Source organism: Gemmata sp., from assembly GCF_051859125.1.
Lineage (GTDB): Bacteria > Planctomycetota > Planctomycetia > Gemmatales > Gemmataceae > Gemmata.
Map to the genome: position 1 here is coordinate 22,622 of NZ_JBHYGG010000274.1, position 18,933 is coordinate 41,554.

Genomic DNA, 18,933 nt, shown 5'->3' on the forward strand with positions numbered 1-18,933 from the left:
CGTCGCTCCATCACGCGGCTGAGCAGGTGCGCTTGATTGTCCGGTCTGCGTGGCGAGCGAGACGGGGGATCGTGAACCGATTTGTGTGCGGCGGCGGCCGCCTCGCTGCCGCAGTGCCTCGTATCGGGGGGCAAATCTACCGGCACTGGGCCGGTTTCACCCCGGGTGGCGGATTCGGTAGAGCGTGCCCTTGGTGCGCTCGCCCCCGGGCTCGCCGGCGCGGATGAACTCCGGCGTCACGGAGTAACCCGCTTCTTCGAGCTTCCACCGGAAGTAGCGGGCCGAGGGGCGGTCCGGGTCGGTGACGAGGCACACTCCGCCCGGGGCCAGCACCGCGGCGAGCAGCCCGACGAGCGGGTCCACGAGCCGCTCCTCGTACATCAGGTCCGAGCCGATCACCACCGGGTACTTCACGTCGTCCGGCGGGCACCGGAAGTCGAGCGGGATCGTGCGGAAGCCGGTCGCGAAGCCGTTGTGCTTCGCGTTGCGGGCGGCGAACGTCAGGGCGGTGCGGTCCACGTCCGAGAACGTCACGTCGAGCCCACGGGACAGGCACGCGACGCCGGCCAGCCCGAGCCCGCACCCGACCTCCAGCACGCGAACCGGTTGCGGGTACGCGTCCCAGGGCTCGCGCACCGCGACCTTCGCCAGCATCCGGGCGCTGGGCCACAGCGTCGGCCAGTACGGCGTGTACTCGTCGGCGGCGTAGGCCGACCGCACCCACGGGTGGTCGAACAACCGGTCCGAGTCGGTGGGCCGCTCGATGAAGAACGTGTTCTCGTCGATGAAGACCGTCTCGCGGACGGTCTCGGCGACGACTTCCGGCGGGGTGGCGTGGTAGCGGGGGGGCATTTGGGGTCAGGCGTCGGGGTCGGAGGACGAGCGGTATGGATGAGTGGGAGATGGGGAGACACGGAACGGGGAGAGAAAGACACAGGGCGAGGACGGTGCCGGGCCTTCACTCCCCCTCTCCGTGTCCCCCCATCTCCCACTCTGTCCCACTCGATCCCCCGGCACCCGATGCGCTAGATGATCCGCACGCAGTGGAGCATGTCGGCGATGGTCATGCGGCGGCGTGTCGGGAACAGCACGAACCCGCCCGGGTTCTCGGCGCAGTCGAGGATCAGTTGGCAGTCGTGCGGGGTCTTGTACCCCTGCTCGCAGGCGATGTGGCCGCTCACGAGCAGGTCGCCGTCGAGCCGCTCCAGGAACGCCTTCACCGTCTCGCGGGCCGTGTCGCGGCCCCACAGGAGGCTGTGCAGCGCGCCGCCGGGCTGGACGTCCTCGGGCTCGTACCGGTCCGCTTCGAGCCGGGCGAGGTCGAACGTCGGGAGCGCCCTGAGGTTCGGCAGCGTGTGCGACACCACCACGCGGTTCGGGAACCGGATGATCGCCGGGAGCGCGCGGAACAGGTCCAGGTACGCGGCGTAGATCCTCGGCCCCCACTCGGGGCCGTACGCCTCGGTCACCCCCTCCTCGAAGATCGCGTTCACGTTCTCGTTCCCCTTCAGCACCGGCCGGCCGGTCCACTGGGCCAGTTCGTGGTTGCCGGGGATGCAGTGGACCTGCTTGGGGAACTGGCACTTCAGCGCCGAGAACAGGTCGACCACCTGGTGCGACTTGTCGCCCCCCTTGGGGTAACGGAACTTGCCGTGGATCACCTCCTGGAACACGACGTGCCGGGTCGGGTTCGCGGCGAGGTCGGCGGTCTTGATGACCACCTGGAAGTGGGCGACGCGGCCGTGCAGGTCGCCGACCACGAGCGCCTCGGTGCAGTCGCGGGCGTCCGGGTGCAGGACGTGGCCGACCCGGCCCGGGGTGGCCCGGGTGAGGGCGGTGGCCTGCTGAACGAGCGTCAGAATCCGGTCCGGCGAGGGCACGGGGCACACTCCTCCTGTGGCGCGGCCAACTCAGGTTGATTTTAGAACACGGGGCGTGCGATAACTCCAAAATCGAGCGACCGGCCCGGTCGCACCGCAATCCGCTCCTCTCCACCGGGTCCGCCCCGGGACTTCCGCCCCGGCCGCAACTTTGCGTTTCGGGCACCCGGGCTTGCCCATCTTTCCCGCGTTGCGAGAATACCCAGGCCCTTACCCACAACACCCACGACATGAACCGGCTCCCCAAACCGGGCCGAAGCCCGTCCGGTGCCCCGCTGCCCGCGCTCGGTCTCTACCCGATGGAACTGTCGCGGAACCTCCGAGCCGATTCGGTCGCCCGACTCGACCCGACCCCGCCGCTGGCGATCGATGCCGCCGCGCGGGTGGGCGAGGCCGTCGTCGCGATGCGCTCGGGCAAGGTGGGGTGCCTGCTCGTCACCGACCGCGGCCGCGTCGCCGGCGTGTTCACCGAGCGGGACCTGCTCACCCGCGTCCTCGCCTCCGGCCGGTCGCTCGAGACGCCGATGCGGGCGGTGATGACCCCCGACCCGGTCACCGTCGGGCCGCGGGACACGGTCCGCACCGCCATCAAGCGGATGCAGCGCGGCGGCTACCGGCACCTCCCCGTGGTGGACGCCGACGGCCGCCCCGTCGGCACCCTCTCGGCCCGCCGCGTCATGCACTACATCGTCGAGCACTTCCCGGCGCTGGTGTTCACCCTCCCGCCCGACGGCAACCAGTACCCCGCCACCGCCGAGGGCGCTTGACGCGAAGCACAGGCGAGCCACGGATGGGCACGGATGAAACACGGACAAATCAAGCCGCACGATCAGAGACCGATCAGACACGATCCAACCAGAAGAGTGATTTCAAACCCGGTCTTCGGTCTTTATCGTGTCCGATCTGTCCTTGATCGCGCGGCTGGTTCCGTCTTCCGTTGGTTTTTTGATCCGTGTTTCATCCGTGCCCATCCGTGGCTCGCCTTTTCCGTTTCTCGTTCTGGGGGCGCGCGTCTATCGTGGTGGTAACACCACCCGGGACGCCACCATGCCGACCAACTACGACGCCATCATCATCGGGGCCGGGCACAACGGGCTCGTCACCGCCGCGTACCTCGCCAAGGCGGGCCACCGCGTCCTCGTGCTGGAGCGCCGCGAACTCGTCGGCGGGTGCTGCGTCACCGAGGAACTCTGGCCCGGGTTCAAGGTCTCGACCGCGGCCTACGTCAACAGCCTGCTCCGGCCCGAGATCATCCGCGACCTGGAGCTGAAGAAGTACGGGTTTGAGATGCTCCCGCGGAGCCCGTCGTCGTTCACCCCGTTCCCCGACGGCCGCTCCCTGCTGATGGGGCCGGACAAGGAGATGACGCACCGCGAGATCGCCAAGTTCTCGAAGAAGGACGCCGAGGCGTACCCGAAGTACGAGGACATGCTCACGCGGGTCGCCGACTTCCTCGAACCGATGCTGGTCGAGACCCCGCCCAACCCGTTCTCGTCGGGCCTCGGCAACCTGTGGCAGCTCGCCAAGACCGGGTGGAAGTTCAAGGGCATGGGCCGGGACGTTGCGGGCGAGGCGGTCGAGATCCTCACCGGCGCGGCCCGCCCAATCCTCGACCGGTGGTTCGAGTCGGACGAGTTGAAGGCGACCATCGCGACCGACGCGGTGATCGGCGCGTTCGCCCCGCCCTCGCACCCCGGTACGGCGTACGTGTTGTTCCACCACGTCATGGGCGAGTGCAACGGGGTCCGCGGGGTGTGGGGGTACGTCCGCGGCGGGATGGGCACCGTGTCGAACAGCATCGCGAGCGCCGCGAAGAGCTACGGGGCCGAGGTCCGTGTCAACGCCGACGTCGGCCGGATCATCGTGAGGGACGGGCACGCGGTCGGCGTCGCGCTCAGGGACGGCACCGAGTTCACCGCCCCGCGGGTCATCTCCGGGGCCGACGCGCACGTCACGTTCGTGAAGCTCATGGACCCGAAGGACCTGCCCGCCGAGTTCCTGAAGGCGATCAACCGCATCGACTACAGCTCCGCGACGGTGAAGATCAACGTCGCGGTGGACCGGCCGCCGAACTGGAAGGCGCTGCCGTCGGACGGCAAGGTCGGCCCGCAGCACCACGGCACCATGCACATCTGCCCGAGCCAGGACTACATCGAGCGGGCGTACGACGACGCGAAGTACGGCCGCTGGTCGCAGAACCCGATGATCGAGTGCACGATGGCAACGGCGCTGGACGACACCCTCGCCCCGCCCGGCAAGCACATCATCAGCATGTTCGTGCAGTACGCCCCGTACCACCTGAAGGACACGACCTGGGAGGTCGAGAAGGACCGGTTCGCGGACCGGGTGTTCGACATCCTGGAGGAGTACGCGCCGGGGTTCAAGTCGAGCGTGCTGCACCGGATCGTGATCCCGCCGCCGGACATGGAGCGGCTGTGGGGCATCACCGGCGGGAACATCATGCAGGGGTCGATGTCGCTGTCGAACATGGCGAGCTTCCGCCCGGCCGCCGGGTACGCGAACTACCGCACGCCGGTGAAGGGGCTGTACATGTGCGGGGCCGCGACGCACCCGGGCGGCGGCGTGATGGGCGCGTGCGGCCTGAACGCGGCCCGCGAGATCCTCCGCGACGGGTGACCCGATGGAACTTCCACCCGATTACGCCCTTGCACACCGGCACTGCATCCGCCACTACGGCGAGATCCTCGCGAGTGACTCGTGCGGTTGTTTCCAGTGCCTTGCGGTGTTCGAGCCGTCTGCCGTTCGCTCCTGGCTCTCCGACGGTCCGTCCGAAGCCGAGCGGTCGGCGCTATGCCCACAGTGCGGATGCGACACCGTCATCGGTTCCGCCTCGGGATTCCCGCTCACCGCTGAGTTGCTGTGCCGCATGAATCAGCGCGGGTGCAGCGAATCCGAAGCGAGTGACGGCCCGTGATCTGGCAACGGAGCACCCGCCGATGGCCCCGGAGATCGGCCGCGTGTACGCCCGGCGGCGGAGCGGCAAGGCCGAGGTGGTCCGCGTCACCGCCGTCGTGGGCGAGTGGGTCGAGTTCGCGTACCTGCACGGCTCGGCCCGGTCGCTGCGCCTCGGGTCGGGGACGTGCAAGGCGCGGAACTTCGCCGCGGCCGGGTGGTCGCTCGTCCAGGAACGCGGCGACTACTCCGACCTCGACGGCGCGGTGCGGTTCGACACCTACGAGGTCCGCGACACCGGCGGCTCGCCGATCCTGCGGTGCAGCGCGAAGCGGGCCGCGTTCTACCTCCGCAAGGGGTACGCCGCCGAGGTCGCGCCGGGCGTGTTGCAGTTCACCGACACGCAGACCGAGGACCGCCTGCGGGCGCTCTACCTCGGCGCGTTCTCGGACTTCTTCCTCGCCGTGAAGAACGACCGGTGCGTGTGCTGCGGGGCCGCGACCAACCTGACCCGGCACCACGTCGTCCCGAAGCGGCACAAGTGGCGGGTGCCGCACCCGTGGCGGTCGTGCCTGTCGAACGTGCTGTTCCTGTGCGGCCCGTGCCACACGCTCTACGAGGGGACGCCGGAACCCGACCCACCGGGCGGCGACTGGCGGGCCTACGTGCGAGCGTGGCGCGACCACTTCGTTGGTACACTCGCCCCGCGGTTCATGCCCCCAGGGTGGGACATCATCTCGGTCCGCAACTTCGCCGCACTCGAAGACGAGACGCGGTGACGAATCCGTTTGCCGTGCTCTCCCCGCCCGGCGTATCCTGACAGCCCCCTCTCCGCTCGCCACCCCCCAGGAGCACCCGGCCATGCCCGCTCGTACGCTCGCCGTCGGCGCGGTTCTTGTCGCGCTCGCCGTGATCGCGGCCCTTCCGCCCGCCCCGGCGCGACCCGCCCCCGCCACCGCCGACACGTTCGCGGCATTCGTGGACGACTACTACGCCGCCTTGTTCGCGTGGGACCCCAACCAGGCCACCTACGCCGGCGTCCACGACTACGACGCGAAGCTCTCGGACCTGTCGGCCGCCGCCATCGCGTCGCGCGCCGAGGCGGTCGGCAAGTTCCAGGCGCGGCTGAAGGCGCTGCGGGCCGGGAAGCTCAGCGCGGACGAACAGATCGACGCCGAGACGCTCGACCACGCGCTGCGGGCCGAGGAACTCGACCTGGGCACCGTCCGCGACTGGAAGCGGAACCCGGTGGCGTACCTCGGCAAGCCGGCCGAGGGGATCGACATGCTCTTGAAGCGCACGTTCGCGCCCCCGGCCGAGCGCCTCAAGGCGATCATCGGCCGGCTCCAGCACACGCCGCCGCTGCTCACCGCGATGAAGGCGAATATCGAGAACCCGCCGAAGGAGTTCACCGACCTCGGCGTCATCGTCGCGAAGGGCTCGGTCGGGTTCTTCAAGACCGACCTGCCCGCGTGGGCGAAGACCGCCGCCGGGGCCGACGCGAAGTTGCTCGCCGAGTTCGAGGCCGCGAACGCGCCGGTGGTCGAGGCGTTCGAGGCCGCCGCGAAGTGGCTCGAAGCCGACCTGCTGCCGAAGTCGAAGGGGACCTACGCCATCGGGGCCAAGACGTTTCTCGACAAGCTCGCGGCCGAGGAGATGCTCGACATCCCGCTCGACAAGCTGCTCGCCATCGGCGAGGCGACCCTGAAGCGGGACCGCGAGGCGTTCGCTGCCGCCGCCAAGAAGATCGACCCGAAGAAGACGCCGACCGAGGTGCTCGCGCTGCTCACCGACGATCACCCGAAGCCCGACGACCTCGTGCCCGCGACGCGGGGCACCATCGAGCGGTGCCGGAAGTTCCTGATCGAGAAGAAGATCGTCACCGTGCCGTCGGAGGTGCGGCCGACGATCGCCGAGACCCCGCCGTTCGCCCGGACCGGCGGGTTCGCGTCGATGGACACGCCCGGCGCGTACGAGACCAGGGCGACCGAGGCGTTCTACTACGTCACCCCGCCCGAGAAGGAGTGGACCCCGCAGCAGAAGACCGAGCACATGCGGCAGTTCAACCAGACCGGGCTCGACATCCTCACCATCCACGAGGCGTACCCCGGGCACTACCTCCAGTTCCTGAACGCGAAGCGGTACCCGACGAAGGTGCGGAAGCTGTACACCTGCGGCACCAACGTCGAGGGGTGGGCGCACTACGCCGAGCAGATGTGCGTCGAGGAGGGGTTCGGGGGCGGCGACCCGAAGGTGCTGCTCGCGCAGCTCTCCGAGGCGCTGCTCCGGGACTGCCGGTTCGTCGTCGGGATCAAGCTGCACACCGAGGGGTGGACCGTCGAGCAGGGGAAGAAGTTCTTCGTCGAGCAGGGGTACATCGAGCCCGAGGTCGCGTTCCAGGAGTCGCGGCGGGGGACGTACAACCCGACGTACCTGTACTACACGCTCGGCAAGCTCCAGATCTACAAGTTCCGCGACGACTACAAGAGGGCGACCGGGGCCGCGTTCACCCTGCAAAAGTTCCATGACGAGTTCGTGAAGCAGGGCGGGCTGCCGATCAAGATGATCCGCAAAATCATGCTCCCCGGCGACACCGCTCCGACGTTGTAACGAAGGACCTGACAACGGGGGCTGCCCGGGACAGCCGGCGGGGTTATAATGGTGAATACCCGCCGCGCTCCCACCCTTCCTGCCCGAGAAATCGAGCATGCCCACCGCCCAGTGCCGCTTCTGCCAGTGCCCCCTCATGCTCGACGGGGTTCCGCCCGGGGGGACGTTCAACTGCCCGCGGTGCGGGGGGCTCGGCCGCGTCCCGCACGCTGCAGTCCCGACCGCACCGCAGCCGCAGCCGTTCCCACCGCCGTTCCCGCCGCCCGCACAACGGGCGCGCTCCGCTCCGGCCGCGGAGCCGCTCCAACTCGACGACGCCCCGACCCCGGCCCGGCCCGCCAAGGGGAAGAACGAACTCCTGTTCCGCATCGCGATCCCGGTGGGGTACGTCCTGTTCGTCTTCGTGCCGATGTCGCTGACCATCTGGTACTTCGTGTCCCGCGCCGGGGACGCCGAGCGGGAGGAGCCGAAGCCGGTGGCGAAGGCCGCGCCCGAGCCCAGGGCCGCGGTCGATTCCGAGGCGAACCGTCCGCCGGTCCGGCCCCGCCCGCGGCCCCGCCCGGAGCCGGTCCCAAAGTTCAAGGACGAGCCCGACCCGCTCCCGGACCCGAAGGAGCCCATCCCGGTCAAGGAGCCCGTGCCGCCGAAGGAGCCCGCCCCGGTCAAGGAACCGGAGGTTCCCCTCCCGACCCCGCGCGACCTGTCGGCCGAACTCGCGGCACTCGTCGCAACCGCGAAGGGGCCGGACGCCGCGGCGCGCCGACAGGCGGCAGCGGGGCTCGCCGCGTTCCTGGGGCGGGGGAACCCGGACCTGCGCCGCGCCGCGGCGGAGGGCCTCGCGGAGTTGAAGGGCGACGCACAGCCCGCACTCGCAGCGCTCCGCGGGGCCGAGACCGACCCCGACGCCGACGTCCAGAAGTTCGCCAAGCAGGCGCTGGAGAACTACGCGGCCGCCGGCCGCCGGGGGGAGGAGCTCGCCGCCCTGGTGGCGGCGGTCAAGGCCAAGGAGCCCGAGGACCGGGTGAAGGCCCTCCGCAAGATCGCCGCGCTCGGGGCCGACGGCATCGCCGCGACCGACGCCGTGGCGGACGGGTTGCGGGACCGCGAGAAGGTGGTCCGGGACGCGGCCGCCGAGGCGCTGGGCGCGATCAACCCGGACGCCGAGGCGGTCCGGATGTGCGCGACCGGGCTCCAGGCCCGCGACCCCAAGGCCCGGGTGGACGTCCTGAAGCAAGTCGCGGCGCTCGGTCCCAAGGGAAAGGTCGCGACCCCTTACTTGATTGAGGCGCTCGCCGACCCCGGCGAGGGCGTGCAGGCCGCCGCGCTCAAGGCGCTGGAGCGGGCGAACCCGGCGCTCTCCGGTCCCGTCGCCGTGCTCGTCCGCGGGCCGATGCGCGACCGGGCCAAGGCGGCCGACGCGATCGCGGAACTGGGTGCGGTGGCCGCCCCCGTCGTCCCGCTCTTGCTGGCCACGAGCGAACGGCCCGGGCTGGGCGGCTTCGAGGGGCACTACGACGTGTTCGCCGCGGTGGCCAAGATCGCCCCCGCGGACAAGCGGTTCGCGGCCGCGGTCCTCGCCGCGGTGGGCGACCCGAACCCGGAGTTCGACGAGGCGGTCCGGGCCCGGCGCGTCGCGGCCGTCGCGCAGCTCGACGCCATCGACGCGCCGCCCGGGCCCAAGGTGGACGCGCTCCTCCAGGGGCTGGGCGACCGGGGCACGGTCGCCGCGGTCTTCCCCCCGCTGGTCCGCCTCGCGCCCAAGGACAAGCGGGTCGTCGCCGCCGTGCTGGCCGCGGTCGCCGTCAAGAACCCCGACTCGACCCTCGCGCTCCGCGAGCGGCGACTGGCCGCGCTGGCCCAACTCGCCGCGGTCGACGCCCCGGACCGGGAGAAGGTGGACGCGCTCGAAGCGGCCCTCAACGACAAGGGCACGCTCGTGCCCGTCCTCAAGGCGCTCGGGGACTACGGCAAGCAGGCCCGGTTCACGCTGCCGGTGCTGAAGGAGTTCAAGGCGGCCACGAACGAGGGGGTCCGCACCGCGGCGATCGACGCGATCGCGAGGATCGAGGCCGCGGTCGCCGAGAAGCAGTAGCCACCGCCCGCTATGCTGAACCCTGGGGCGGGCGCTCGTGCCCGCCGGGTTCGCGCGGGGCGCTGATGGACACGCGGCTGAAGGTCGTCACGATCATGAACTACCCGCCGGAGCCGCGGCTCCGGCGGATGTGCCGCGTGTTCCTCGACTCGGTGGTCGCCCGCGGCGCGGCCAGCGTCACCATCCTGTACGAGGACCACGAGCCCGAGGTCGCGCCCGAGCACCGACGGGCCGCCGACGTCGAGGTCGTCCGGTGCCGGTCCCGCGACGTCGGGCACCCCCACTTCAACCTGCGGTTCAAGCTCCCCAACCTCGCCGCGCTCGACTACCCGTTCCTCTACCTCGACGCCGACACGGTGGTGCTCCACGACCTCAGCTACCTCTGGGAGCGGCGGCACGCGAAGCCGTGGGTCGGGATCGACCACCAGTGGGTCCCGGCGGACCCCCGCACGCACCGCGACCCGTTCCTGAACTCGGGCGTGCAACTCGTCTCCGACCCGGCGTTCTACGACCTCGGCACGATCCTCGCGGCGCAGAACGCCGTCGCGCCGCTGGCCCGTGCCGCGGAGTTCACCAAGGAGCAAATGTTCGCGTGCCCGGGGGCGGACCAGGCGGTCCTGTTCCGGTACTTCCGTTCGATCGGATACGACTACCGGCACCCGGAGATCGGCCCGGAGTGGAACAGTTGCGCCGGGGTCACGGCCGTGTGGCGTGACGGCGACCGGTGGCGCGCCCGCACCCGCGGATTGGCCACCGACTACGACGTGTCGCTGATTCACTACTGGTCGGCGTTCAAGCCGTGGGCCGTGAACTGCCCGATCTACGAGTCGTACGCGGGCGTCACGGGCGGGTGACCACCACCGGGGTGGTCCCGACGAACTCGGCGATCAGCCGATTCACCTCCCGGGGCTCCTCCTGATGGACCCAGTGCGTGGCCGCGGGGAACCGCACGAGGCGGACGTCGTCGCACAGGGCGGCCGACGCGTCCGCGAGGTCCGGGTCGAGGAAGCGGTCGCGCTCGCCCCACAGCAGGAGCGTCGGCACCGTGACCCGGGGCCGGGGGAGCCGCGGGCCGTACCGGGCCGCGGCGCGGTACCAGTTCACCATCGCGGTCAGCGCCCCGGGCCGGCCCCACGCCCGCCGGTAGCGCCGGAGGTCCCGGTCCGAGAACGTGCCCGGCCGCGAACTCCGCCGCACGGCCCGCGCGAGGAGCCGGAAGTCGCCCCCCGCCGCGACGCACTCGGGCAGGCCGGGGATCTGGAACGCGAACACGTACCAACTGCGGACGAGCTGCGCGAAGCTCCCTTCGAGCGCGGCTTGCATGGCGACCGGGTGCGGGCAGTTGAGCACCACCAGCTTCGCCACGCGGTCGGGGTGCGCGGCGGCCACGTGCCAGCCGACGCCGCCGCCCCAGTCGTGCCCCACGACGACCGCCCGGTCGACGCTCAGCCCGTCGAGGCACTTCACGACGTCCGACGCGAGGCGGTCGGTCGCGTAGTCGGCGACGCGCGGCGGCTTGTCGCTGCGGTTGTACCCCCGCTGGTCGAGTGCGATCACGTGAAACCCGGACGCGGCCAGCGGGCCGATCTGGTGCCGCCACCCGTACCAGAAGTCGGGGAACCCGTGGAGCAGCACGACCGGAGGGCCGTGCGGGTCGCCGGCGGTGACGGCACGGAGCCGCACCCCGTCGCCGGTGAGCCACCGCCGCTGGACGGAACAGGTCGCGGGCATCGAGCCTCCCTTCAGGGCCGCCGGGGGACGGTGCAACGCGGGTGCCACGCACGGGGCATTCCCCGCTGCGGCCGCGTGACAAACCCGGCCCGGGCCAGCATACTGGACCGGCGGGCAGCTCCGGCGCGTCGGGAGTGCGGAGGGGACCATGCGATTCGACTTGCGGTTGTTCGGCACGACGGGCGACGGCGTGGCGTGCCAGGCCGACGTGGTCGTGTACGCGACGGGCGTGAAGGACATGCAGAAGCAGGCCGACGCCGCGGCCCGCACCGCCGCGTGGATGGCCTCGGCCCCGCCCGGCGACCCGATCCCCGAGGGCGCACACATCACCATCGAGCGCGTCGAGAAGCTGTAACCCCACCGGAGTCGCGGCGTGCGGCCCGGAAAGCGCGGCCCGCCGCGGTCGCTCAGCACGGAGGCTCTATGGTTCGCACGGCAGCCCTCGGAATCGCACTCGCAACGTACGCCATTGTCGCGGACGGTTCGTACCACAACGCGGCTCGCGTCCGGGCAACCGCGCACTTCGCCCGCAGCCCACAGCAGGTCACCTGGCTCGAAAATTGGGAGTTCACCAACTACCTCGCCGCGGGCCTCGGGGCGGCCGCAATCGTGTGGGCGGTGTGTTGGGTTCCGGTGGGACCGGGGCGCTTCGCCCGCTGGGGGCGGCCGGTGGCACACCTCGGCACGATCGGGGCGTGGGCTGGAGGAACCGCACTCAGCATCGGTCTCGGCGTGTGGCAGTTGGTCGACTCGAAGAGCGGGGCGTTCGAGCGGGACCACTTCGAAAGCCTGTGGCTGATCGGGGGTGTCCTCGGCGGCATCGCGGGCACTGCGATCGGGTGCGGGTTGGGCGTGGTGGCAGTGGTAGGTGCCTCACGCCCGAGTCGGGCGACGAGCGGTCCGCCGACACCTGCACCCGCGGACGACACACCCAGGTAAGGTGACTGAACGCCGGGGCGGCCCGGGTCCGGGCCGCCCCCGTGAGGTCGGTTAACTCGCGTTCCGCTTGCGGGTGGCGGCCGCCTTCTTCGCCGACTCGGACCGCTCGGCTGCCGTTCGCGTGGCGGCCGCCGCGCCGCCCACCTTACCGCCCTTGCGGCTGGGCTCAGGGTTCGCCGCCTTGCCGCGGCCCGACCCGGACTTCTTCCCGCCGCCGCTCTCCTTGTTCACCGTGGCCCACGCCCGGCGCTCGGCCTCGTTCTCCGGCACGCCGCGGTCCTCGTACCCGCCCGCAATGTGCTCCGCCTGCCGCTTCTGCTTGTCGGTGTACTTCGACTTGTCGCCGCGTGGCATCGCTCCCTCCGGTACGTGTCGTGCGATGGGCGACACACGAACCGCAGCAATCCTGGTGCCGCCCGCACCTCCCCTTGAAGCAACGATTACACCACATAGTGTAATCGTTGACCGAGGAGCCCCGTGATGAAGAAGCCGACGCCCCTGGCCGCCCGCCCGCTCATGACGCCGATCCAGGCCGGCGGGCTGGCCGCCGTGTTCAAGGTGCTCGCCAACGACACCCGGCTGCGGTTGCTCCACGCCGTCGTGCGCCAGGGCGAGGTGTGCGTGACCGACCTGGCCGCCGCGCTCGGCATGACGCCGCAGGCCGTGTCGAACCAGCTCCAGCGGCTCTCCGACCTCGGCATCCTCTCGGCCCGCCGCGACGGGAACAACGTGTACTACCGGCTCGTCGACCTGTGCGTGTCGGGGCTCCTCGAACAGGGCTGGTGCCTGACCGAGCAGGCCGGCGGCGCGTGCGGGGTGACGGCGCGTGCGGCCTCGTGCTGCGGGGGGACCGAATGAGACCGCTCGCGGCCGAGGCGTTCGGCACGTTCTGCCTGGTGTTCGCCGGGACCGGGGCCGTCGTCGTCAACAGCGTCAGCGGCGGCACGGTCACGCACGTCGGCGTCGCGCTCACGTTCGGGCTCGTCGTGCTCGCGATGATCTACGCGATCGGCGAGGTGTCCGGGTGCCACCTGAACCCGGCCGTCACGCTCGGGTTCTTCGCGGCCGGGCGGTTCGCGGGCCGGCGGGTGGTGCCCTACGTTGCCGCTCAGTGCGTCGGGGCACTCCTCGCGAGCGCCGCGCTGCGGCTCATGTTCCCGGACAGCCCCACCCTTGGCGCGACGCTCCCGGCCGGCGGCCCGACGCAGTCGTTCGCGATGGAGGTCGTGCTCACGCTGATCCTGATGTTCGTGATTCTCAGCGTCTCGACCGGCGCGAAGGAGAAGGGCGTGCTCGCGGGCGTGGCGGTCGGGTCCGTCATCGCGCTGGAGGCGCTGTTCGCCGGGCCGGTGAGCGGCGCGTCGATGAACCCGGTGCGGTCGCTGGCCCCGGCGCTCGTGTCGCTCCGGCTCGACAGCTTGTGGGTGTACCTGACCGCGCCGGTCCTCGGCGCGCTGGTCGCGGTCGCCGTGTGCGGGGTGATCCACGGCCCCGGCGGGTGCTGCGGGGCCGCCCCCGAGCCCGCGAAGACCTGTACCGAGACATGACGCAAAAGATCTTAAGACAGTACCGAGAGGTCAGAAATCGGTGTAGCTCCGCTGTGCCTTCCTGCCCTCTGTCCTCTGACGTTCTACCCTCTGGCCCCAAGGAGACCGACCGATGACGCTCGACGCCTTCCGCTCCGTGCTCGCCGCCAACCCGGCCGCCCCGCTCTTCCTCATGCTGCCCGACGGGAGCTTCGTGCCCGAGCACTTCCACGTCACCGAGGTCGGCCGCGTGCAGAAGGACTTCATCGACTGCGGCGGCACCGTTCGGTCCGCGACGTCGTGCGTCCTTCAAGTGTGGGTGGCGAACGACCTCGACCACCGCCTCGACACGGCGAGGCTCGCGAAGATCGTCGCCCTCGCCGGCCCGCTGCTGCCGGACGCGACGGTGCCCGTCGAGGTCGAGTTCGAGAGCGGGGTCGTGTCGCAGTACCCCGTGGCCGCCGCCGAGGTGACACCGTCGGGCGTGCTGTTCCACCTGGGCACGAAGCACACCGCGTGCCTCGCCCCGGACCGCTGCGGCGTCCCCGCGACCACCGGTGCGGGCTGCTCGGCCCCCGGCTGCTGCTGACCCTTCCCCCCTGCCCCGGAGCGCTCGTATGGCGTCGCTGAAGAAGGTGCTGTTCGTGTGCGTGGAGAACAGCAATCGGAGTCAGATGGCCGAGGCGTTCGCCCGCATCCACGGTGCGGGGAAGGTCGAGGCGCACAGTTCCGGGTCGCGGCCGAGTGGCCGGGTGAACCCGAAGGCGGTCGAGGCGATGAGGGAACTCGACTACGACCTGACCACGCACACGTCGAAGGGGCTGGACGCCTTCAACGGCACGGACGTCGAGGTCGCCGTCACGATGGGGTGCGGCGACGAGTGCCCGCTGGTGAAGGCGACCCGCCGGGTGGACTGGCAGATCCCCGACCCGCGGGACATGACCCCCGAGCAGTTCCGCGGCGTGCGCGACCTGATCGAGCAGAAGGTGAAGGAACTGATCGCGACCCTGTGACGGCGACGGGGCAGCCGCGGGCCGCCGGTCGCTTGCAATGCCCCGCGATCACTCCGACACGACCTCCCCGCCGTCCCGGCTCGCCATCGACCGGTACGTCCCGAGCGGGATCGATTCCCGGAGGAACCGGACCGACCCGTCGGCGAACGCGAAGTTCGCCCCGCCCGGGTGCGGGCTGCCGGCCGCGATGTCGTTGAACGTCGCGACCCCCGGCGTGTTGATCGAGTTGACCACGTTCTTCGCCCCGGTCACGTCGCGCTCGCCGGTGTTCGTCCGCCCGCGGACCCAACTCCGGTACCGCGTCCCGACGGAGTCGCTCCCCCACGAGATCTCCATCAGCATCAGGGTGCCGGACGTGCCGTCGGCGATGTCTGTCAGCCGGGTCCGCTCGGTGGCCTTGAACACCCCTTGTCGCGCGTACCCGCCGTGACTCCCGACGGCGTCGGTGAGGTACGCGGCCCCGGTCGCCGGGTTCGTCCCCTTCGGACCCATGACGCCGTAGTAGTGCGCGGTGTACGGGGGTTCGCCGGTGTTCGTCGGGACGCGGTCCGGGGCGTACGTGCTGTGCGGGGCGGCCGTCGGCATTCGCTCGAACCGTGACGACGGGCAGAGGTAGGTCGGGACCTTGATGAGCCCGTGCGGGTCGTTCTTTCCGGACGCGAAGTACGGCCCGGCCGCGAAGCTGAACTGCGCGTGGAGCGCGCCCTGTTCGAGGTACGGCAGCACATCGACGTGCCAGCTCAACTGGGCGTCGTAGTTGTGGGCCGGGAAGAACCCCCCGGTCGCATCGTGGGCCGAGTGCAGGCCGATCCCGAGCTGTTTCAGGTTGTTCGCGCACTTTGCTCGGGCGGCGGCCTCGCGGACCTTCTGGACCGCGGGCAGCAAAAGGCCGATGAGGATCGCGATGATCGCGATGACCACGAGTAGCTCGATCAGCGTGAACGCCGTGCGCGGCCGCGTGGAGTTCGACGGCATGGAGAGCCTCCGGGGAGGGGTCGGCACGGGGCAAAGCTGCACGTCGGGAACTATACCTGGCCCCGCGATTCGTTCCAATCACCCGGTTCGGGTAGTTTGCGATAACACGAAAGTGGGGGGTGGGAGCTGCGAGGAGAGACGACCCCACGGGAATTGGTGTTGTGCCCCCCGCTCGCCTCGCCCAAACCGCTCGGCGCAGGCGGAGAAGCATCCGACATGGTCTCGCGACCCCTCTCACCAAACGCACAACCAAACCGCCGTGAGCCGCCACCGGAGCGGACCGTGTGAACCCCGGTCTCGTTGAGTGCTAACTTGAGCCGGCCTCTGTGAGGCCGATACTTGGGGACGGGTACAGGCCCGGCCTCACAGAGGCCGGCTACAGAAGACATGCGGATCATCGCGATCCGGTCGCATACTGGGCCGCTCCAGAAGTCACGGATCCACCGATCCGGGGTGACACCCCGGCGAGCGATCGAGTTGACGCCCGGTGGTCGGCGGTCTACCGATGAGGAGGAACCCGCTCCACCTCCCGGCCGCGACATGCGCGAGCGCCTCAGGCCCGTCCGCGTCGACCTCCCGCCGCACGGCGTGTTCGTGCTCGAGAGCCACCACGCGCCCGGCTTCGCGATGGCCGACTCCCGGCACGACTTCCTCGAAATCTTCTACATCCTCCGCGGGGGCGGGACGGTCCGCGTCGCCGGCCGCGACCACCGCTGCGGCCCCGACGACGTGGTCGTCGTCCCCGCGGGGGCCGTCCACCGCATCATCGACGACGCGGCCGGGGCCGGGCCGCTCTCGCTGTACGGCATCTGCGTCGCGCCCGAGGTGTACCGGTGCGAACCGGCGGTCGCCCGCGTCCCGCCGGGCCGGCTCCCGCTCAACGCGCTCGCGCTGCCCCAACTCCGCGCCGGCCTCCGCGAGATCCTCTACGAGCAGGCGCTCGCCCGGCCGGGCCACCGGGCCGCCGTCGTCGGGCTGACGTTCCGCACCCTCGCGGTGCTGGTCCGCGGGACCCTCGCGGGCGGTGCCGGATCTGCGCCGCCGGGGGCCGACGCCGCGGGGCACGCCGCCGCGGTCCGCGGGTACCTCGACGGGATGGCCCGGCGGTTCTACGAGCCCGCGACCCTCGACGGCACCGCGGCCTTGCTGGGCATGAGCCGCCGGCGGTTCACCCAGTTGTTCCGCGAACTGACCGGCGAGTCGTGGCTCGGGCACCTCACGCGGCTCCGCGTCGCGCACGCCTGCCGGCTCCTCACGGAGACGCCCCGGAGCGTCGTCGCGGTCGCGTTCGAGAGCGGGTTCGAGGACCTGTCGAGCTTCTACCGGGCGTTCAAGCGGCACACGGGCCTCCCCCCGCAGGAGTGGCGGCAGGCGAACGCCTGACCCGGGGCGTTGCCCGATCTGCGAACGCCCCCGTGCCCGGATCGCGAAGCCCGACCGCGGCGGCCCGGCGATACTTCCTGAGCCGCTGCCAACGGTCCCGCCCCCGCTGCCTGTCCCGCGCCACCCGCCCCGGAGACGCCGATGCGCTTCTGCCCCCTCGTTCTGCTCGCGACCGCACTGTCGGCGGTCGCGGCCGACAAGCCCGCCACGTCGGCCGCCCTGTGGGCCGAGTACGCCAAGAACCCGAACGCCCACTCGCACGTCCCGAACTGCTCGTTCGCCGGTTACCGGCACTCGGAGGTGCCGCTCCCCGAACCCAAGGTGGTCGCGAACGTCAAGGAGGCCGGGGCCAAGGGGGACGGCAAGTCCGACGACACGGCCGCGTTCGACGCGGCGATCAAGAAGGCGGCGGCCGCGGGCGGCGGCGCGGTCCTCGTGCCCGCGGGCACCTACCTGGTCTCGGCCCCGATCCGCATCCACGCCAGCGGCGTCGTGCTCCGCGGGGAGGGGGCCGAGAAGTCGGTAATCGCGTTCGAGAAGTCCCTCAGCGACGCGCTCGGCAAGCTCGGGGCCGGCGGCGGGAACCTCCAGTGGTCGTGGTGCGGCGGGCTCGTGTGGATCGGCCCCGGGGACGCGTTCGACGCTGCCGGCAAGCTCACCGTCAAGGACGGCGACGTTCAGACATGGGAGTACTGGCGGCCCGGCGCGAAGCTCGCCGACGTGAAGGGGCCGGCGAAGCGCGGCGACCTCACCGTGACCGTCGACCCGGCGGCGGCGAAGAGGCTCAAGCCGGGCCTCGTGATGATGGCGTGGGACAACCCGGCCGACCTGTCGCTCCTGCTCCAGATGGCGGGGCACGAGAAGATGAAGGAGTACGACTGGGCCAAGGCCACCGGGCTGACCGGGCGCAACCGGTGGGACTGGCCGGTCGAGATCGTGAAGGTCGAGGGCGGAACCGTCACGCTGAAGCAACCGCTGCGGGTGGACGTGCGGCCCGAGTGGAACGTGCGGTTCGAGGACCTCGGCCCGTGCGTCACCGAGTCCGGAGTCGAGCGGCTCACCCTCCGGATGAAGCCGCACAAGCTCCCGGCCCACCTGAAGTACGCCGGGTGGAACGGCGTGTACCTGAACCGGGCGGCGCACTGCTGGGTGCGGGACGTGGCCGTCGAGAACGCCGACAACGCCGTGACGCACGCCGCGGCGAAGAACACCACGGTCACCGGCCTCGTGGTCCGCGGCGGCGAGAACCACCACGCGACGGCACTGCGGGTCGGGAGCCACGACAACCTCGTCACCAAGTTCCGCATCGAGAGCAAGCCGTTCCACGGGGTCAACACCGAGTACCTGTCGGCCGGGAACGTGTGGAGCGACGGGGTCATGGTCCACGGCACGTTCGACTCGCACCGGGCCATGAGCTTCGACCTGCTCCGCACGAACATCGTCCTGGAGGCGAACGACGGCCGCCCCGGCGGCGCCGGCGGCGCGGGGCCGTTCCTGGGGGCGCGGGTGGTCCACTGGAACCTGACGCTTCGCGACGCGGGTAAGGAGCCGGGCCTGTACGTGAACCAGCCCGACGCGCACTCGCTCGGCGCGCTGGTGTGCGTCCGCGGCCCGCGGTGCGCGGCCAACGCCTGGGCAATGGTCCCGGGGGACAAGGGGTGCCTCGTCATCGACGAGCCGAAGGAGCCCGACGTCAAGGACCTGTTCCAGGCCCAGCTCGACCTGAGGCTCAAGGGCGGGAAGTGAGACCAACTGTTGTGGACCGGCACCCGGTCCGAGCCCCGGCCCGCTCCGCCAGGTCGACCAGACCCCGATCTCCGCCCACCGCCTCCGCCAGCCACGCGCGCCGCTCGCCGCGCGCAGCGTAGAGG

General features: G+C 71.1%; 18 protein-coding genes. 13 read left to right on the top strand and 5 right to left on the bottom strand.

Annotation, left to right across the window (positions count from 1 at the left end; all coding sequences use genetic code 11):
* Positions 1-156 precede the first annotated feature (156 nt).
* On the bottom strand, positions 157-852 hold the full coding sequence (locus tag ACTIGN_RS27500) for a class I SAM-dependent methyltransferase (protein WP_439629908.1): 696 nt from the start codon (positions 850-852) through the stop codon (positions 157-159).
* A gap of 173 nt (positions 853-1,025) precedes the next feature.
* Complete coding sequence (locus ACTIGN_RS27505; protein WP_439629910.1) at positions 1,026-1,880, bottom strand: metallophosphoesterase; 855 nt, start codon at positions 1,878-1,880, stop codon at positions 1,026-1,028.
* Between the two features lie 230 nt (positions 1,881-2,110).
* On the opposite strand from ACTIGN_RS27505, the gene ACTIGN_RS27510 reads away from it, so the two are divergent.
* The 6 genes from ACTIGN_RS27510 (at position 2,111) to ACTIGN_RS27535 (ending at position 10,349) form a co-directional block, all read left to right on the top strand.
* A complete protein-coding gene (locus ACTIGN_RS27510) occupies positions 2,111-2,647 on the top strand; it encodes a CBS domain-containing protein (RefSeq protein WP_439629912.1) in 537 nt (178 codons plus the stop codon).
* Positions 2,648-2,927: 280 nt separating this feature from the next.
* Positions 2,928-4,517, top strand: coding sequence for a phytoene desaturase family protein (locus ACTIGN_RS27515; RefSeq protein WP_439629914.1), 1,590 nt, complete (start codon positions 2,928-2,930; stop codon positions 4,515-4,517).
* Positions 4,518-4,837: 320 nt separating this feature from the next.
* Positions 4,838-5,572, top strand: coding sequence for an HNH endonuclease (locus tag ACTIGN_RS27520; protein WP_439629916.1), 735 nt, complete (start codon positions 4,838-4,840; stop codon positions 5,570-5,572).
* An 82-nt stretch (positions 5,573-5,654) separates the two neighbouring features.
* A complete protein-coding gene (locus ACTIGN_RS27525) occupies positions 5,655-7,403 on the top strand; it encodes a DUF885 domain-containing protein (protein WP_439629917.1) in 1,749 nt (582 codons plus the stop codon).
* A gap of 97 nt (positions 7,404-7,500) precedes the next feature.
* Entirely contained in the window at positions 7,501-9,495 is a 1,995-nt protein-coding gene (locus tag ACTIGN_RS27530; protein ID WP_439629919.1) for a HEAT repeat domain-containing protein, read from the top strand.
* A 65-nt stretch (positions 9,496-9,560) separates the two neighbouring features.
* Positions 9,561-10,349, top strand: a complete 789-nt coding sequence (locus ACTIGN_RS27535) for a hypothetical protein (RefSeq protein ID WP_439629921.1) — start codon at positions 9,561-9,563, stop codon at positions 10,347-10,349.
* Here ACTIGN_RS27535 and ACTIGN_RS27540 read toward each other — a convergent pair.
* Positions 10,336-11,226 carry an alpha/beta fold hydrolase gene (locus ACTIGN_RS27540; RefSeq protein WP_439629923.1) on the bottom strand — a complete coding sequence of 297 codons (891 nt, stop codon included), beginning with the start codon at positions 11,224-11,226 and terminating at the stop codon, positions 10,336-10,338. The two genes, ACTIGN_RS27535 and ACTIGN_RS27540, sit on opposite strands and share 14 nt — an antisense overlap.
* A gap of 148 nt (positions 11,227-11,374) precedes the next feature.
* Here ACTIGN_RS27540 and ACTIGN_RS27545 point away from each other — a divergent pair, with 148 nt between their 5' ends.
* A complete protein-coding gene (locus ACTIGN_RS27545; RefSeq protein ID WP_439629925.1) occupies positions 11,375-11,581 on the top strand; it encodes a hypothetical protein in 207 nt (68 codons plus the stop codon).
* 635 nt (positions 11,582-12,216) lie between these two features.
* Here ACTIGN_RS27545 and ACTIGN_RS27550 read toward each other — a convergent pair.
* The gene (locus ACTIGN_RS27550; RefSeq protein WP_439629927.1) at positions 12,217-12,519 is read right to left on the bottom strand and encodes a plasmid stabilization protein; all 303 of its coding nucleotides are present in this window, start codon (positions 12,517-12,519) and stop codon (positions 12,217-12,219) included.
* 126 nt (positions 12,520-12,645) lie between these two features.
* Between ACTIGN_RS27550 and ACTIGN_RS27555 the strand changes: the two genes are divergently transcribed.
* The 4 genes from ACTIGN_RS27555 (at position 12,646) to ACTIGN_RS27570 (ending at position 14,704) form a co-directional block, all read left to right on the top strand.
* Positions 12,646-13,023 carry an ArsR/SmtB family transcription factor gene (locus ACTIGN_RS27555; RefSeq protein ID WP_439629929.1) on the top strand — a complete coding sequence of 126 codons (378 nt, stop codon included), beginning with the start codon at positions 12,646-12,648 and terminating at the stop codon, positions 13,021-13,023.
* Positions 13,020-13,712 carry an MIP/aquaporin family protein gene (locus ACTIGN_RS27560; protein ID WP_439629931.1) on the top strand — a complete coding sequence of 231 codons (693 nt, stop codon included), beginning with the start codon at positions 13,020-13,022 and terminating at the stop codon, positions 13,710-13,712. Before ACTIGN_RS27555 ends, ACTIGN_RS27560 begins: the two co-directional genes overlap by 4 nt.
* A 112-nt stretch (positions 13,713-13,824) precedes the next feature.
* Positions 13,825-14,280 carry a DUF6428 family protein gene (locus tag ACTIGN_RS27565; RefSeq protein ID WP_439629932.1) on the top strand — a complete coding sequence of 152 codons (456 nt, stop codon included), beginning with the start codon at positions 13,825-13,827 and terminating at the stop codon, positions 14,278-14,280.
* Positions 14,281-14,308: 28 nt separating this feature from the next.
* Positions 14,309-14,704 (top strand): arsenate reductase ArsC, encoded by a 396-nt coding sequence (locus ACTIGN_RS27570; RefSeq protein ID WP_439629934.1) that lies wholly within the window; start codon positions 14,309-14,311, stop codon positions 14,702-14,704.
* A 48-nt stretch (positions 14,705-14,752) separates the two neighbouring features.
* On the opposite strand, the gene ACTIGN_RS27575 is transcribed toward ACTIGN_RS27570, so the two are convergent.
* Complete coding sequence (locus ACTIGN_RS27575; RefSeq protein ID WP_439629936.1) at positions 14,753-15,679, bottom strand: DUF1559 domain-containing protein; 927 nt, start codon at positions 15,677-15,679, stop codon at positions 14,753-14,755.
* Positions 15,680-16,219: 540 nt separating this feature from the next.
* Between ACTIGN_RS27575 and ACTIGN_RS27580 the strand changes: the two genes are divergently transcribed.
* Together ACTIGN_RS27580 and ACTIGN_RS27585 are read left to right on the top strand one after the other, a co-directional pair.
* A complete protein-coding gene (locus tag ACTIGN_RS27580) occupies positions 16,220-17,062 on the top strand; it encodes a helix-turn-helix domain-containing protein (protein ID WP_439629938.1) in 843 nt (280 codons plus the stop codon).
* A 141-nt stretch (positions 17,063-17,203) separates the two neighbouring features.
* The gene (locus tag ACTIGN_RS27585; RefSeq protein ID WP_439629940.1) at positions 17,204-18,808 is read left to right on the top strand and encodes a glycosyl hydrolase family 28-related protein; all 1,605 of its coding nucleotides are present in this window, start codon (positions 17,204-17,206) and stop codon (positions 18,806-18,808) included.
* The last annotated feature ends 125 nt before the right edge of the window (positions 18,809-18,933 follow it).